A 15,609-nucleotide genomic window follows, 5' to 3' on the forward strand; every position below is an offset into this window, starting at 1 on the left:
AAATACAGGCACATCGGGACATCAAGGATTGGCGATTTTCGGTCTTTGCCGTAGAATGCCAGCCCTTATTGAATGTGCCAAACCTCAAGGTGGTTACTCACAAACCCCGCATCGATGAGCTATTTGATGCGTTATTTATGGGACAGCGTAAAAAATTGAATACACAGCCTCGTTCGCTCTCACCGCTGGTATGTCTTGCGGGAGTTGATAAGAGCTTTGATGGTAAAACCGTTATTTCTGATTTCTCGCTCACCATTAATCATGGTGAATTTCTGACGCTGCTCGGCCCTTCCGGCTGCGGCAAAACGACCGTTCTGCGCCTGATTGCCGGGCTGGAAAATGTCGATACTGGCACGATTTCGCTCGAAGACCAGGACATCACCCAGGTTCCGGCGGAACATCGCCACGTCAACACCGTCTTCCAGAGCTACGCCCTGTTTCCTCACATGACCGTTTTTGAGAACGTCGCTTTTGGCCTGAGAATGCAAAAAACGCCTGCCGCTGATATTACGCCGCGCGTCACCGAAGCATTGAAGATGGTGCAGCTTGAAGCGTTCGCGCAGCGTTTGCCGCACCAGCTTTCCGGCGGCCAGCAGCAACGCGTTGCAATCGCCCGCGCGGTGGTCAATAAACCGCGCCTGCTGCTGCTTGATGAATCCCTCTCCGCGCTGGATTACAAGCTGCGCAAGCAGATGCAGAATGAGTTAAAAGCGTTGCAGCGCAAGCTCGGCATTACCTTTGTGTTTGTCACGCACGATCAGGAAGAAGCGCTGACGATGTCAGACCGTATCGTAGTGATGCGCGACGGCCGTATCGAGCAGGACGGCACCCCACGTGAAATCTACGAAGAGCCAAAGAACCTGTTCGTGGCGAGCTTTATTGGCGAGATCAATATCTTCGATGCCACCGTTATCGAACGCATTGATGTGCATCGCGTACGCGCAAGCGTTGAAGGCCGCGAGTGCCATATTTTTGCCGACCTGCCGGTGAAGCCAGGGCAAAAACTGAACGTCCTGCTGCGCCCGGAAGATCTGCGCGTCGAAGAAATTAACGATACAAGCGTAGCCGACGGCCTGATTGGCTACGTGCGCGAGCGCAACTATAAAGGGATGACGCTTGAGTCAAGCGTTGAACTGGAAAACGGCAAGATGGTGATGGTGAGCGAATTCTTTAACGAAGACGATCCGGACTTCGATCACTCCCTCGATCAGAAAATGGCCGTGACCTGGGTTGAAAGCTGGGAGGTTGTACTGGCTGATGAAGAGCTCGCGTAAATTCCAGAATGTGGTGATCGCCACCATTGTAGGCTGGCTGGTGCTGTTTGTTTTCCTGCCCAACCTGATGATTATCGGCACCAGTTTCCTGACGCGTGACGATGCGAATTTTGTCAGCATGGTTTTCACGCTGGATAACTATGCGCGTCTGGCCGATCCGCTCTACGCTCAGGTGCTGCTGCACTCGCTAAATATGGCGCTGATAGCGACGTTCGCCTGCCTGGCGCTGGGCTATCCGTTTGCCTGGTTTCTGGCGCGACTGCCGGAACGCGTGCGTCCGCTGCTGCTGTTTGCGCTGATTGTGCCGTTCTGGACCAACTCGCTTATCCGCATCTACGGGCTGAAAATATTTCTCAGCACCAAAGGCTACCTCAACGCTTTCCTGCTGTGGCTTGGCGTTATCGATACGCCCATCCGCATTATGTATACCGAAAGCGCGGTTATCCTCGGGCTGGTCTATATCCTGCTGCCGTTTATGGTGATGCCGCTGTACTCCAGCATTGAGAAGCTCGACAAGCCGCTGCTGGAAGCGGCGCGCGACCTCGGGGCCAGCAAGCTGCAAACCTTCGTGCGCATCATTATTCCGCTGACCATGCCGGGGATTATCGCCGGCTGCCTGCTGGTGATGCTGCCCGCGATGGGGCTGTTTTACGTTTCCGATTTAATGGGCGGCGCGAAAAACCTGCTGATTGGCAACGTGATTAAGAGCCAGTTCCTGAATATTCGCGACTGGCCGTTTGGCGCGGCGACCAGCATCACGCTTACGCTGGTGATGGGCTTTATGCTGCTGATTTACTGGCGCGCGGCCAGATTGCTGAACAAAAAGGTGGAATTAGAATGACGGGTCGCCTGTTCCGTGGCGGCTTTATGACCGCCATTTATGCCTGGCTCTATATCCCGATAATCATTCTTATCGTGAACTCGTTTAACAGTTCGCGCTTCGGGATCAACTGGCAAGGCTTTACCACCAACTGGTACAGCCTGCTGATGAATAACGACAGCCTGCTGCAGGCCGCGCAGCACTCCCTGACGATGGCCGTGTTTTCCGCCACCTTCGCCACGCTGATTGGCTCGCTGACGGCGGTTGCGCTGTATCGCTATCGCTTTCGCGGCAAGCCTTTCGTTAGCGGTATGCTGTTCGTGGTGATGATGTCGCCGGATATCGTGATGGCCATTTCCCTGCTGGTACTGTTTATGCTGCTGGGGATTTCGCTCGGCTTCTGGTCGCTGCTGTTCTCGCATATCACCTTCTGCCTGCCGTTTGTGGTGGTCACCGTGTACTCGCGCCTGAAAGGTTTTGATGTGCGAATGCTGGAAGCGGCGAAAGATCTGGGCGCCAGCGAAATCACTATTCTGCGCAAGATCATCATGCCGCTGGCGATGCCAGCCGTCGCCGCCGGCTGGCTGCTTAGCTTTACCCTGTCGATGGATGACGTGGTCGTCTCCTCGTTTGTGACCGGGCCGAGCTATGAAATTTTACCGTTGAAGATTTATTCGATGGTGAAAGTCGGCGTGTCGCCCGAGGTGAACGCGCTGGCAACCATTTTATTAGTACTGTCGCTGGTTCTGGTTCTGGCCTCCCAGCTCATCCTTCGTGATAAAACTAAAATTCAGGGGACGTTTAAATGAAAAAATGGTCACGCCACCTGCTTGCTGCGGGTGCTCTGGCGCTTGGCGTCAGCTCCGCCACGGCCTCCGACAGCAAGACGCTGTATTTCTACAACTGGACCGAGTACGTGCCGCCAGGCCTGCTCGAACAGTTCACCAAAGAAACGGGCATCAAAGTTATCTATTCGACCTACGAGTCGAATGAAACCATGTACGCCAAGCTCAAAACATACAAAGACGGCGCCTACGATCTGGTCGTGCCCTCCACCTACTTTGTGGCGAAAATGCGCAAAGAAGGCATGATTCAGAAGATCGACAAAAGCAAGCTGACCAATTTTAAAAATCTCGACCCGGAGATGCTCAACAAGCCGTTCGATCCGAATAATGACTATTCCATTCCGTACATCTGGGGCGCAACCGCCATCGGCGTTAACAGCGAGGCTATCGATCCAAAGACGGTGACAAGCTGGGCGGACCTTTGGAAGCCGGAATACAAGCAAAGCCTGCTGCTGACCGACGATGCGCGTGAAGTCTTCCAGGTGGCGCTGCGCAAGCTCGGGCTTTCCGGTAACACCACCGATCCGAAAGAGATTGAGGCGGCCTATCACGAGCTGCAAAAACTGATGCCGAACGTTGCGGCGTTTAACTCCGATAACCCGGCAAACCCGTATATGGAAGGCGAAGTGAATCTGGGGATGGTGTGGAACGGCTCCGCCTACGTTGCGCGCCAGGCCGGCACGCCGCTGGAGATCGTCTGGCCGAAAGAAGGCGGCATTTTCTGGATGGATAACCTGTCTATTCCGGCGAATGCGAAAAACGTCGACGGCGCGCTGAAGCTGATTAACTTCCTGCTGCGCCCGGACGTGGCAAAACAGGTTGCCGAAACCATTGGCTACCCGACGCCAAACCTTGAAGCGCGCAAGCTATTGCCAAAAGAAGTAGCGGATGACAAGACGCTGTACCCGGATGAAGCGGTGCTGAAGAACGGGGAATGGCAGAACGACGTGGGCGACGCCAGCACGATTTATGAGTCTTACTATCAAAAACTGAAGGCTGGCAGATAGGGCTTTTCGGCGGATGACGCTGTGCTTATCCGCCCTACGTTCATTTTTGTGTAGGGCAGATAAGCGTCGGCGTCATCCGCTAGTATTTAAAGCCGTTTCACACGCCAGCGCCACGCTCAGCAATAAAGCTTCATCCCTCCTCCCTGACAAAATCTCCATCCCCACCGGTAATCCTCTGCTGCTTATGCCGCAGGGAAGCGTCAGCGCCGGTAATCCGCTGATGGCGGCCAGTTCTGGCGCACAGCCCGGCGGCATCTTTTCAAGGCTTATCGGGAGCTGGTTTACCGTTGGATAGAGTAAACCTTGCAGACCATTTTCCACCAGCACGTCGCCAAGTCTCTGCCGCAACCGACGGCGGAATCGGCGTCCCGCCAGCCATTCTGGGCTTTTCAGGGAATTTTCTTCCAGCAGTCGGGTGATAAACGGGGAAAACTCAGGCAGGAACTGCTCTGAAGCAAAAATAGCGGCCAGCCCTGCCGGGGCGTTAGCGTAGCCTTTTAACCAGGCATCAAAGGCAACCCGGAACTCATAGACGCTGAGACAGGTGGTTTGCCGAACGGTTTCCAGTTCGGGCAGCGTGACGGAAACGATCGCCGCCCCGGCCCGCTGCAAGGTGTCCAGCGCAGCATGCCATACTTTTCCCTGGGCCTCGTCGTTCCCTTCAAGACCAGATATCACGCCAAGACGAAGGCCTGACAGCGGTATTTGCTGTAAAGGCGCTGGCTTATGTCCATGGATAATGGCGTGCAGTAACGCGGCGTCGCGCACGGTATGCGCCATCGGCCCTACCGTGTCCTTGCTTAACGACAGGGGCGCCACGCCTTCGAGCATTTCCCGCCGGTATGCGGGCCTTAAACCAACCAGCCCGTTGTAGCTTGCTGGAATACGAATGGAACCGCCGGTATCCGTTCCTAGCGCACCGTCGGCCATACCGGCAGCTACCGCCGCCGCGCAGCCGCCGCTTGACCCACCGGCTGTTATCTCAGGTTGCAAGGGATTACGCACATCCCCGCCCAGCGAGCTGCGCGAGCGGACGTCGAAGGCAAATTCGGACATATTGGCGCGGGCAAAAATTATCGCCCCGGCATCACGCAGCCGCTGAACGGCCAGCGAATCACATGCGGCACGCAAAGAGGCCAGCCCCCGGCAGCCGAGCGTAATGGGCATACCAGCGCAGGCGATATTATCTTTGATGATGATGGGAAGGCCGTGCAGCGGGCCGAAAGTAATACCACGCCTGGCCGCCCGATAACAATGTTCAGCCAGGGCTATCGCATCCGGATTAACGCCAAGAATGGCATTGAGTGGGCTATTGGTTTCAATGGCATCTAACCGGCTGGCGATATCGTCGCGGCAGTCGGCGACCGGCTTCAGACACATAGCTTTCATTTGCTTTCCCGCAATGAATACGTATGCAAACAAGGTAGGCATAAAAGCAGAGATTGTAAATATTTTGTGATAGCACAGGAAGACAGGGCCTCCCGGTGGATGACGCTGGCACTTATCCGCCCTATGATCGATCCGATCCGGACGGATAAGCCTCGTCATCCATCCCGCAATCTTCTGTAGGGCGGATAAGCCTGCGCCATCCGCCTTATTTGCAAAGCCCTTTCAACAACCGCTCCACATACTCCGGCACCACTTCGCTCGCCAGCCCGTAATGCTTCTCTTCGAACTCGCTGCCGACCTGGCTTGGCTCAAGATTCAGCTCAACGGTATGCGCGCCCTGTAAGCGAGCCTCGTGCACAAATCCTGCTGCCGGGTAAACGTGGCCTGAGGTGCCGATAGCGATAAAGTAATCCGCCGTCGCCAGCGCCTGATAAATGTCGTCCATACCCAGCGGCATTTCGCCAAACCAGACCACGTGCGGGCGCAGCGGCGCGGAAAGCTGGCAGCAGTGGCAGCGGTCTTCCAGCGTCACGTCGCCCTTCCACTCCAGTATCTGACCGCTTTGCGCGCAGCGCACTTTCAGCAGCTCGCCGTGCATATGAATGATGTTTTTGTTTCCTGCGCGTTCGTGCAGGTTGTCGATATTTTGCGTCACCAGCGTGAAATGGTCGCCAAGCTCTTCTTCGAGCCTCGCCAGCGCCAGATGGGCGGCGTTTGGCTTGATTTCTGCCCGCTGGAGCTGCCGGCGGCGAGCGTTATAAAACGCCTGCACCAGTTCAGGGTCGCGGGCAAATCCTTCCGGCGTGGCCACATCTTCCACGCGGTGTTCTTCCCACAAACCATCCGTTGCCCGAAAGGTTCGGATCCCTGATTCTGCGGAGATCCCGGCGCCGGTCAGGACGACTACTCTTGGTTTTTCCATCGCTTCGGGTCCTGGTATATCTCTGAAAAAAGCACGCTGGCGCAAACGCTGGCGCAGCAGACGTTTATTTTTGCGAAACCGGCTCAGCCGGTGTTGACGACGCGATAGCATATTTTACTCCGTGAGATGGAGGAACGCGGCACCGCGCATGCCTCCGGCATCACCATGACGCGCGGGTTCAATACGCGGCACTTTGGCAACCGGCAATAAGTATTTTGGCAAACGTACAGGTAGCTGCTGATAGATCTCAGAAAAATTCGACAGTCCTCCGCCAATCACCACCAGATGCGCATCCACCGCGGTAAGCAAACTGCCCAGACACACGGCCAGCAGCTCCAGGAAGCGATCGGCGTGCGCGACCGCTTTTTCATCGCCTGCATAATATCGAGTGACGATCTCTTTTGATTCGAGAGATTCAGCGTAGAAGTGTTGGTACAACCATGCAAATCCGCGCCCGGAAAGATAGTTTTCGATGCAGCCGTGCTGGCCGCAACCGCAGCGCGTCAGAGGAATGTCGCGCCCCAGAACATCCAGCGCATCCACCGGCAGGCGGGTATGGCCGAATTCACCGGTTATGTAGTTGCGCCCGGTAATGGATTTGCCGTTCACAATAATTCCGCCGCCGACGCCGGTGCCGAGAATTAATCCCATCACTACCGGATAGCTGCGGAATTCGTCGTCCCAGGCTTCGGAGAGCGCAAAGCAGTTGGCATCGTTATCCAGGCGCACTTCGCGTTCCAGCAGCGCGGTAAGATCGGCTTTTAACGGTTTGCCGTTGGCGGCCGGGACGTTTGCCGCATAAAGCGTGCCGTCGTCCGTTACCGGCATGCCCGGAATACCAATGCCTACCGAGCCCTTGATAGCAAAACGGCTATCGGCTTCCTTTACCAGAGAGCCGATAGCCGCTAAAAAGTTTTCGTAACTGTCGTGCGGGGTGGGAATACGCGTTTCCCATTGCAGCCGACGTTCCTTGTCATAGACTCCAAGAGCTATTTTCGTGCCGCCAATGTCGAATCCGTAATACATTGCTGCTCCCCTCGGTTTTTTAGATTTTATTGCCCACTCAGTACGCGTGCCGGATCGATATTACTGGCGCGTCTTGCCGGATACCAACTGGCAAGGAGGCTCAGCAGCAGCGCGGTGACCAGCACGTAGAAGACGTCCAGCCAGTGCAGCTCCGACGGCAGGAAATCGATAAAGTAAATATCCCCTGACAGGAACTGGTGGCCGATCAGCTTTTCAATCACGTTGATGATGCTGGTCAACTGCCAGGAAGCCAGCACGCCGACAATCACTCCGCTCACGCTGCCAAACAGGCCCGCCAGCAGGCCGTACCAGACGAAAATAGCGCGAATCAGGCCGTCTTTTGCCCCAAGCGTACGCAGCACGGCGATGTCGCTGCTTTTATCTTTTACGGCCATCACAAGCGTTGAGACGATGTTGAAACAGGCTACGCCGATAACCAGCACCATCGCCAGATACATGATGGCGCGGATCATCTGGATATCGCGATACATGTAGCCGTAGGTGCCAATCCAGCTTTTGATGTAAACATACGCGTTGGTGACTTCACCCGCGTCGCGCACCAGCTTGTTGGCGTTGAACACGTCATTCACTTTAATAGCGATGCCAGTGACACTGTCACCCATATCCAGATAATCCTGCGCATCGCTCATCGGCACCATAGCAAAGCTGTGATCGAGCTGGCCGCTCAGCGCCAAAATACCGGCGACGTGCAGACGAACGCGCTTCGGCTGTGAAAGCTTCGTGCCGCCGTCGTTGTTCGGGATCATGATGGAAAGCCAGTCGCCCTGCTTGACCTTCAGCGCATCCGCCACGCCTTTACCGATGATGATTTGCTGCTGGCCCGCTTTGAAATCCTGCCAGGCGTTGTTCTGCACATATTTCGGCAGCGCGCTCAGGTGCGTTTCCTGCTCCGGATCAACCCCTTTGACCTGAATGGCGCGAAGATTGGCTCCGCTTTCCACCAGGCCTGTGAAGTTGATGTACGGCGCGGCGGCGGCGATGCCCTGCACCTTCTCAACGCGTTGCAGTACGCCGTTCCAGTCGTGGAAAGGCTGGTTAACCGGTTCGATTTCGCCATGCGGAACAACCGCCAGAATACGGTTATTCAGTTCGCGCTCGAAGCCGTTCATGGCGCTCAGGCCGACGATCAAAACCGCCACGCCTAGTGCGATGCCAATCGTCGAGATAACGGAAATCAGCGAAACCATGCCGCTGCGGCGGCGGCCGCGGCTAAAACGCAGGCCGATTAAAAGTGAAAGCGGCGAGGCCATCAATCAGCCCCCATCAGGGTTAATTCGTGAGTCAGGCGGCCATCGCGCATTTCAAGCTGGCGCGACATGCGCTTAGCCAGTTGCAGGTCGTGGGTTACTACCAGGAACGCGGTGCCCTGGCGCACGTTCAGCTCGCCCAGCAACTCAAAGATGCTGTCCGCGTTGCGGGCATCCAGGTTGCCGGTTGGCTCATCCGCCAGCACCAGGCGCGGATTGTTCACCAGCGCGCGGGCAATGGCCACGCGCTGACGTTCGCCGCCGGACAGCTCGGAAGGACGGTGGTTGCTGCGATGATCCAGACCGACGGCTTTAAGCATATCCAGCGCACGCTGTTTTGTTTCATCGGCATTCTTTTTGCCGATCAGCAGCGGCATGGCGACGTTTTCCATCGCAGTAAAGTCCGGCAGCAGATGGTGGAACTGGTAGATAAAGCCCAGCTCGCGGTTGCGCAGCTCCGCTTTTGCCGACGACGAGAGCGAGCTCATCGGCTGACCGTTGAAAATCACATCGCCTGACGTTGGGCTATCCAGGCCGCCAAGCAGGTGCAGCAGAGTACTTTTGCCGGAGCCGGAGCTGCCGACGATCGCCATTAATTCACCCGCGTTGATGCTGAAGCTGACATCGTGCAACACATCCGTTTGCACCTTGCCTTCCTGGTAGCGTTTGCACAGCTTGTCACACTGTAACAGGACAGAATTACTCATAACGTAAAGCCTCAGCGGGAAGAGTCGCGGCAGCGCGCCACGAAGGATAAAGCGTGGATAACAGCGCAACGGCCATAGCGACAATTGCGATGGCGATAACCTGCAAAGGTTCAATGGCGACAGGCAGCGTCGCGCCATCAAGCAAGGCGCCGATAATCGGCATCAGGTTATTAAGCTGGCTTGCGAGCAGCGCGCCAAGCAGCGCGCCGAGCAAGGCGCCGATCACCCCGGCGCTGGCGCCCTGCACCATAAATACCGCCATGATCTGGCGGCGGGTCAGGCCCTGGGTCTGCAAAATGGCGACTTCGCCCTGCTTTTCCATCACCAGCAGGCCAAGAGAAGTAATGATGTTAAACGCGGCGACCGCGACAATCAGGCTTAGCAGCAGGCCCATCATGTTTTTTTCCATGCGCACGGCCTGGAACAGTTCGCCTTTGCGTTCGCGCCAGTCTTTCCATTCGGTGCCCTGCGGCAGCGTTTGTTGGCTCAGCACGTCGACCTGGAGCGGTTCGGCAAGCCACAGACGCCAGCCGGTAATATTGCCCAGCGGGTAGCGCATCAGGCGTGAAGCGTCCTGCTGGTTAACCAGCATCTGGTAGCCGTCCACTTCGCTGTTAGCGGCAAAGGTGCCGATAACGGTAAACAGGCGCTGGCTGGGTACGCGCCCCATCGGCGTAAACTGGCTGGCGGAGGGCACCATAATGCGAATGCTGTCCCCACGTTTGATGCCAAGCTGCCCGGCAAGCTGCTCGCCGAGAATCACATTGTATTTTCCTGCTTCCAGATCGGTTTGTTTAACGTTCACCAGATAAGGCGACAGCGGATCTTTTTCCTGCGGTTGAATACCGAGCATTACGCCCACGGCCACGCTGCGCGCGCTTTGCAGCACCACATCACCGGTGGTTATCGGCGCAATACGCGTGACGCCCTGTAACTTGAGGCCGGATGCGGGAAGTTTTTCAGGATTGATTGAGCCGGTGGTCGAGGTGACCATCGCCTGCGGCATCAGGCCGAGAATGTTGTTGGTGAGCTCGCGCTCGAAGCCATTCATTACGGAAAGCACTGTCACCAGAGCCATCACGCCAAGCGTAATGCCGATGGTGGACAGCCAGGAGACAAAGCGACCGAAGCGGTCCGATGCTCGCCCGCGCATGTAGCGCAGGCCTATAAATAACGCGACAGGTTGATACATGAAGTCCGTCTTGTTGCAGTTGGCTTAAGCGAAGTAGGCGAGAAGTATAAACGAAGCGTGTCTAACGAACATAACAGATTGCTGACAAAGAAGAAAAAAGCGTGGTTTTTCCTTCTTTGTGGCCAGCAGCCGAAAATCAATAAGTTGATTTTCCAGTGAATTTTTGGATAACACCTTTTCCGAAACCCGCACGTCTTAAAAGTCATCATCAATCTTATAACTCCTTATAAACCTGCGGAATATCCGAAAACATTCCTGCTTGTGCCAGAAACAGATTAATCGAATTAAAAAGCCGCGGACCATCCTTCACCCTTTCAGGCCTCAGATTTCTTAATAAGGGACATTCCCCCTGGCATGAAAAACAAACAACTCTGGATCAACCACATCAAAGGGCTGTGCATCTGCCTTGTCGTCATTTACCACTCGGTGATCACTTTTTATCCGCACTTAACGACATTGCCGCCGGGCCTTACGCAATACGTCGCCAAAAGCTGGATATACCTGAATTTATATCTTGCGCCGTTCCGCATGCCGGTGTTCTTTTTTATTTCCGGCTATCTGATTCACCGCTATATCGAGCAGGTGAAATGGCAGGCGTGCATTGATAAGCGCATCTGGAATATTTTCTACGTGCTGGTGCTGTGGGGCGTTCTACAGTGGTTGGGGATTACGCTTATCAATCAATGGCTGGCCCCGGATATGGTGCGCAATCCCGCTTCGAATGCGGCCTATTCCGAAACGCTGATGCAGTTCGCCGCCAGCATGGCGAAAGCGAGCACCAGCCTGTGGTATCTGTACGCCCTCGTGGTCTACTTCCTCGTCTTTAAAGCGCTGCGCGCTTTTAAAGTGCCGGTGCTGATTGCCCTGCTTGGCATCAACGTGGCGATTAGTTTTATGCCGCTGCCGTGGTGGGGAATGAACAGCGTTGTGCGCAACATGTTCTATTACGGATTAGGCGCCTGGTTTGGGCCGCAATTGATGGCCTGGATGAAAGATTTCAGCTTCCGCCAGCATCCGTTGATTTGCGCGCTGGTGGTTATCGGCTCGCTCGCGCTGTATCTGGTTAACGTGCCGGTGGTCATCTCCGTTGTTTCGATTTTCGTCATTATGAAAATTTTCTATACGCTGGATAACTGGCGCGAAAGCCGCCCGGAGGCGTTTCTTAATATCGTGGGTTCTAACACCATCGCTATTTACACCACGCACCGCATTGTCATTGAAGCGCTGAGCCTGTTTACGATAGCCCGCATTAGCCAGGGGCAACTCTCAAGCCAGGTAGTTCTGGGGATTTTGCTGGTTTACCCGTTCGTCAGTCTCGCTATCTGTACGCTAATCGGCCTTGGCTTCAGAAAGCTTTCCACGACGCTGTTTGGCGATATGTTCTTCTCCCCGCCGGCGAAACTGGTTCCTGCGGCCCCAGCACGTTAATTTAACGCGCGTGACGCTTCGCTTAGTCGCCTGGCGCGCTCCCGGTAACTAAGCGAGGCAATTTATTGATTGGGTTGCTTATACAAAGTGATCGCGGATAATAATAACTATCTGAAGTTCATGGACCGATGCACACGGTGCAACCTGAGAGATTCCGATTCCGCTATGCCTGAACATTATCGCTATTCCTTACCTGTTAAAGCCGGCGATCAACGCCACCTCGGTGAGCTCACCGGTTCCGCCTGCGCGACAGAAGTGGCCGAGATTGTTGAACGCCACAGCGGCCCGGTGGTGTTAATCGCGCCCGATATGCAAAACGCCCTGCGTCTGCACGATGAGATAGCTCAGTTCACCGATAACCTGGTGATGAATCTCGCCGACTGGGAAACGCTGCCGTACGACAGTTTCTCGCCGCATCAGGAAATCATCTCTTCACGCCTGTCCACGCTTTATCAGTTGCCAACCATGCAGCGCGGCGTGCTGATCATGCCGGTCAATACGTTGATGCAGCGCGTTTGCCCGCACAGCTATCTGCACGGCCACGCGCTGGTGATGAAAAAGGGCCAGCAGCTCTCACGCGATAATTTGCGTAGCCAGCTTGAACAGGCCGGTTACCGCAGCGTGGATCAGGTGATGGAGCACGGCGAATTTGCCACGCGCGGCGCGCTGCTGGATTTGTACCCGATGGGCAGCAGCCAGCCGTACCGCATCGACTTTTTCGACGACGAAATTGACAGCCTGCGCGTTTTTGACGTGGACACCCAGCGCACGCTTGAAGAGGTGGAAGCGATTAATTTACTGCCCGCCCACGAATTCCCGACGGATAAAGCCGCCATCGAACTCTTCCGCAGCCAGTGGCGAGACCGATTCGATGTGAAACGCGAGGCGGAGCATATTTATCAGCAGGTGAGCAAAGGCACCCTGCCCGCCGGGATCGAATACTGGCAGCCGCTGTTCTTTAACGAACCGTTGCCGCCGCTGTTTAGCTATTTCCCGAAAAACACGCTTGTGGTGAATACCGGCGATCTGGAAACCAGCGCGGAACGCTTCTGGCTTGATGCGACTTCACGCTTTGAGAACCGCGGCGTGGATCCTATGCGTCCGCTCCTGCCGCCGGAAAGCCTGTGGCTGCGCGTTGACGAACTGTTCAGCGAGCTGAAAACCTGGCCGCGCATCCAGCTAAGAACAGACAAACTCGCCGATAAAGCAGCAAATACCAACCTGGGCTATCACTCCCTGCCCGATCTGGCGGTACAGGCGCAAAACAAAGCCCCGCTTGATAATTTACGCAAGTTCCTCGAATCCTTCGAAGGCCCGGTGGTTTTCTCGGTAGAAAGCGAAGGCCGCCGCGAAGCGCTGGGCGAATTACTTTCGCGTATTAAAGTTGCGCCGAAGCGCATTTACCGTCTGGATGAAGCATCGGACCGCGGCCGCTATCTGATGCTCGGCTCCAGCGAGCATGGCTTTATTGATACGTTGCGTAACCGCGCGCTGATTTGCGAAAGCGATCTGCTCGGCGAACGGGTCAGCCGACGTCGCCAGGATAAACGCCGCGCCATCAACCCGGATACGCTGATTCGCAACCTGGCAGAGCTTCATACCGGCCAGCCGGTTGTGCATCTTGAACACGGCGTTGGGCGCTACGCAGGATTGACCACTCTGGAAGCAGGCGGCATCACCGCTGAATACCTGATGCTGACCTACGCGGGCGATGCAAAACTGTATGTGCCGGTCTCGTCGCTGCATCTGATTAGCCGCTATGCGGGCGGCGCGGAAGAAAGCGCGCCGTTGCATAAACTAGGCAGCGACGCCTGGTCGCGCGCGCGCCAAAAAGCCGCTGAGAAAGTGCGTGATGTCGCAGCGGAACTGCTGGATATCTATGCCCAGCGAGCCGCGAAAGAAGGCTTCGCCTTTAAACACAATAAAGAACAATACCAGCTCTTCTGCGACAGCTTCCCGTTCGAAACCACGCCGGATCAGGCGCAGGCGATTAACGCCGTATTGAGCGATATGTGCCAGCCGCTGGCAATGGACAGGCTGGTTTGCGGCGACGTTGGCTTCGGCAAAACCGAAGTGGCGATGCGGGCCGCTTTCCTGGCCGTCGAAAACAACAAGCAGGTCGCAGTGCTTGTCCCGACCACGTTGCTTGCGCAGCAGCATCTGGATAACTTCCAGGACCGTTTTGCCAATTGGCCCGTGCGTGTGGAAATGCTGTCGCGTTTTCGCAGCGCCAAAGAGCAAACGCAGATCCTTGAAGAGGCCCGGGAAGGCAAAATTGATATTCTCATCGGCACGCACAAGCTGCTGCAAAATGATGTGAAGATGAAGGATCTCGGCCTGCTGATCGTTGATGAAGAGCACCGCTTTGGCGTTCGTCATAAGGAACGCATTAAGGCGATGCGTGCGGACGTGGATATCCTCACGCTTACCGCAACGCCTATTCCCCGCACGCTGAATATGGCGATGAGCGGAATGCGCGATCTGTCGATTATCGCCACGCCTCCGGCTCGCCGTCTGGCGGTAAAAACCTTTGTGCGCCAGTATGATGAGCTGGTCGTTCGCGAAGCGATTCTGCGTGAGGTGCTGCGCGGCGGACAGGTTTACTATCTCTATAACGACGTGGAAAACATTCAGAAAGCGGCGGAACGTCTGGCAACGTTGGTGCCAGAGGCACGCATTGCCATCGGCCACGGCCAGATGCGCGAGCGCGAGCTGGAACGCGTAATGAACGATTTCCACCACCAGCGTTTTAACGTGCTGGTCTGTACCACCATTATTGAAACCGGTATCGATATCCCGACGGCGAATACCATTATCATCGAGCGCGCGGATCACTTCGGGCTTGCGCAGCTACACCAGCTACGCGGCCGCGTCGGACGTTCGCACCATCAGGCCTATGCCTGGCTGCTGACGCCGCATCCGAAAGCGATGACCACGGATGCGCAAAAGCGTCTTGAAGCTATCGCCTCGCTGGAAGATTTAGGCGCAGGCTTTGCGTTAGCCACTCACGATCTGGAGATTCGCGGCGCGGGCGAACTGTTGGGCGAAGGCCAGAGCGGCTCAATGGAAACCATCGGCTTCTCGCTGTATATGGAGATGCTGGAAAATGCCGTCGACGCGCTCAAAGAGGGCCGCGAACCGTCGCTGGAAGATTTAACCAGCAGCCAGACGGAGGTGGAGCTGCGCATGCCAGCTCTGCTGCCGGAGGATTTCATTCCGGACGTGAATACGCGGCTGTCATTTTACAAGCGCATCGCCAGCGCGAAGACCGGGCACGAACTGGATGAGCTAAAAGTCGAGCTGATCGATCGCTTTGGCCTGCTGCCGGACGCCGCCCGCAACCTGCTGGATATCGCAGCGCTGCGCCAGCAGGCCCAAAAGCTCGGCGTGCGCAAGATAGAAGGCAATGAGAAAGGCGGCGTGATTGAGTTTGCCGAGAAGAATCATGTCGATCCTGTGTGGCTGATTGGCCTTCTGCAGAAGCAGCCGCAGCACTATCGTCTTGATGGCCCAACGCGCCTGAAATTTATGCAGGATCTGGCCGACCGCAAAGCAAGGATGGACTGGGTGCGCAGCTTTATGAGCCAGCTTGCGGAGAACGCTGCGGCGTAGTTTTGAGCAGTTTCGTTTTAAGCGCCTTACCAGCCGGTAGGGCGCCCGCTTCTGAAACATTTACACATTCTTTTCAGTACGCCAGGGTTTCCCGACACTGGCTCCCCGCATAATTCCTG

Annotated in this window: 12 protein-coding genes; 6 read left to right on the top strand and 6 right to left on the bottom strand. The window is 55.8% G+C overall.

Features of this window, described 5'->3' with window-relative positions:
- Positions 1–137 precede the first annotated feature (137 nt).
- The 4 genes from potA to potD are packed head-to-tail and all read left to right on the top strand — an operon-like array spanning position 138 to position 3,946.
- Positions 138–1,274, top strand: coding sequence for a spermidine/putrescine ABC transporter ATP-binding protein PotA (gene potA / locus MUA00_RS20610; protein ID WP_271124841.1), 1,137 nt, complete (start codon positions 138–140; stop codon positions 1,272–1,274).
- Positions 1,258–2,115, top strand: coding sequence for a spermidine/putrescine ABC transporter permease PotB (potB, locus tag MUA00_RS20615; protein WP_271124842.1), 858 nt, complete (start codon positions 1,258–1,260; stop codon positions 2,113–2,115). Before potA ends, potB begins: the two co-directional genes overlap by 17 nt.
- Positions 2,112–2,903, top strand: a complete 792-nt coding sequence (gene potC / locus MUA00_RS20620; RefSeq protein ID WP_271124843.1) for a spermidine/putrescine ABC transporter permease PotC — start codon at positions 2,112–2,114, stop codon at positions 2,901–2,903. Before potB ends, potC begins: the two co-directional genes overlap by 4 nt.
- Positions 2,900–3,946, top strand: a complete 1,047-nt coding sequence (potD, locus tag MUA00_RS20625; RefSeq protein WP_271124844.1) for a spermidine/putrescine ABC transporter substrate-binding protein PotD — start codon at positions 2,900–2,902, stop codon at positions 3,944–3,946. Before potC ends, potD begins: the two co-directional genes overlap by 4 nt.
- Before the next feature lie 72 nt (positions 3,947–4,018).
- On the opposite strand, the gene MUA00_RS20630 is transcribed toward potD, so the two are convergent.
- The 6 genes from MUA00_RS20630 to lolC form a co-directional block, all read right to left on the bottom strand.
- Positions 4,019–5,335 carry an amidase gene (locus MUA00_RS20630; RefSeq protein WP_271124845.1) on the bottom strand — a complete coding sequence of 439 codons (1,317 nt, stop codon included), beginning with the start codon at positions 5,333–5,335 and terminating at the stop codon, positions 4,019–4,021.
- Between the two features lie 205 nt (positions 5,336–5,540).
- On the bottom strand, positions 5,541–6,368 hold the full coding sequence (cobB, locus tag MUA00_RS20635) for a Sir2 family NAD+-dependent deacetylase (protein ID WP_271124846.1): 828 nt from the start codon (positions 6,366–6,368) through the stop codon (positions 5,541–5,543).
- Positions 6,369–6,371: 3 nt separating this feature from the next.
- Complete coding sequence (gene nagK, locus MUA00_RS20640; protein ID WP_271124847.1) at positions 6,372–7,283, bottom strand: N-acetylglucosamine kinase; 912 nt, start codon at positions 7,281–7,283, stop codon at positions 6,372–6,374.
- A gap of 26 nt (positions 7,284–7,309) precedes the next feature.
- Entirely contained in the window at positions 7,310–8,554 is a 1,245-nt protein-coding gene (gene lolE / locus MUA00_RS20645; RefSeq protein WP_271124848.1) for a lipoprotein-releasing ABC transporter permease subunit LolE, read from the bottom strand.
- A complete protein-coding gene (lolD, locus tag MUA00_RS20650; protein ID WP_271124849.1) occupies positions 8,554–9,258 on the bottom strand; it encodes a lipoprotein-releasing ABC transporter ATP-binding protein LolD in 705 nt (234 codons plus the stop codon). The genes lolE and lolD overlap by 1 nt, the downstream gene beginning before the upstream one ends.
- Positions 9,251–10,450, bottom strand: coding sequence for a lipoprotein-releasing ABC transporter permease subunit LolC (gene lolC, locus MUA00_RS20655; protein WP_271124850.1), 1,200 nt, complete (start codon positions 10,448–10,450; stop codon positions 9,251–9,253). The genes lolD and lolC overlap by 8 nt, the downstream gene beginning before the upstream one ends.
- Positions 10,451–10,804: 354 nt before the next feature.
- Here lolC and MUA00_RS20660 point away from each other — a divergent pair, with 354 nt between their 5' ends.
- A complete protein-coding gene (locus MUA00_RS20660; protein ID WP_271124851.1) occupies positions 10,805–11,878 on the top strand; it encodes an acyltransferase family protein in 1,074 nt (357 codons plus the stop codon).
- A gap of 165 nt (positions 11,879–12,043) precedes the next feature.
- The gene (gene mfd, locus MUA00_RS20665) at positions 12,044–15,490 is read left to right on the top strand and encodes a transcription-repair coupling factor (RefSeq protein WP_271124852.1); all 3,447 of its coding nucleotides are present in this window, start codon (positions 12,044–12,046) and stop codon (positions 15,488–15,490) included.
- Positions 15,491–15,609: the final 119 nt, after the last annotated feature.

Source organism: Dryocola boscaweniae (assembly GCF_025215095.1).
GTDB classification, from domain to species: Bacteria; Pseudomonadota; Gammaproteobacteria; order Enterobacterales; family Enterobacteriaceae; genus Dryocola; species Dryocola boscaweniae.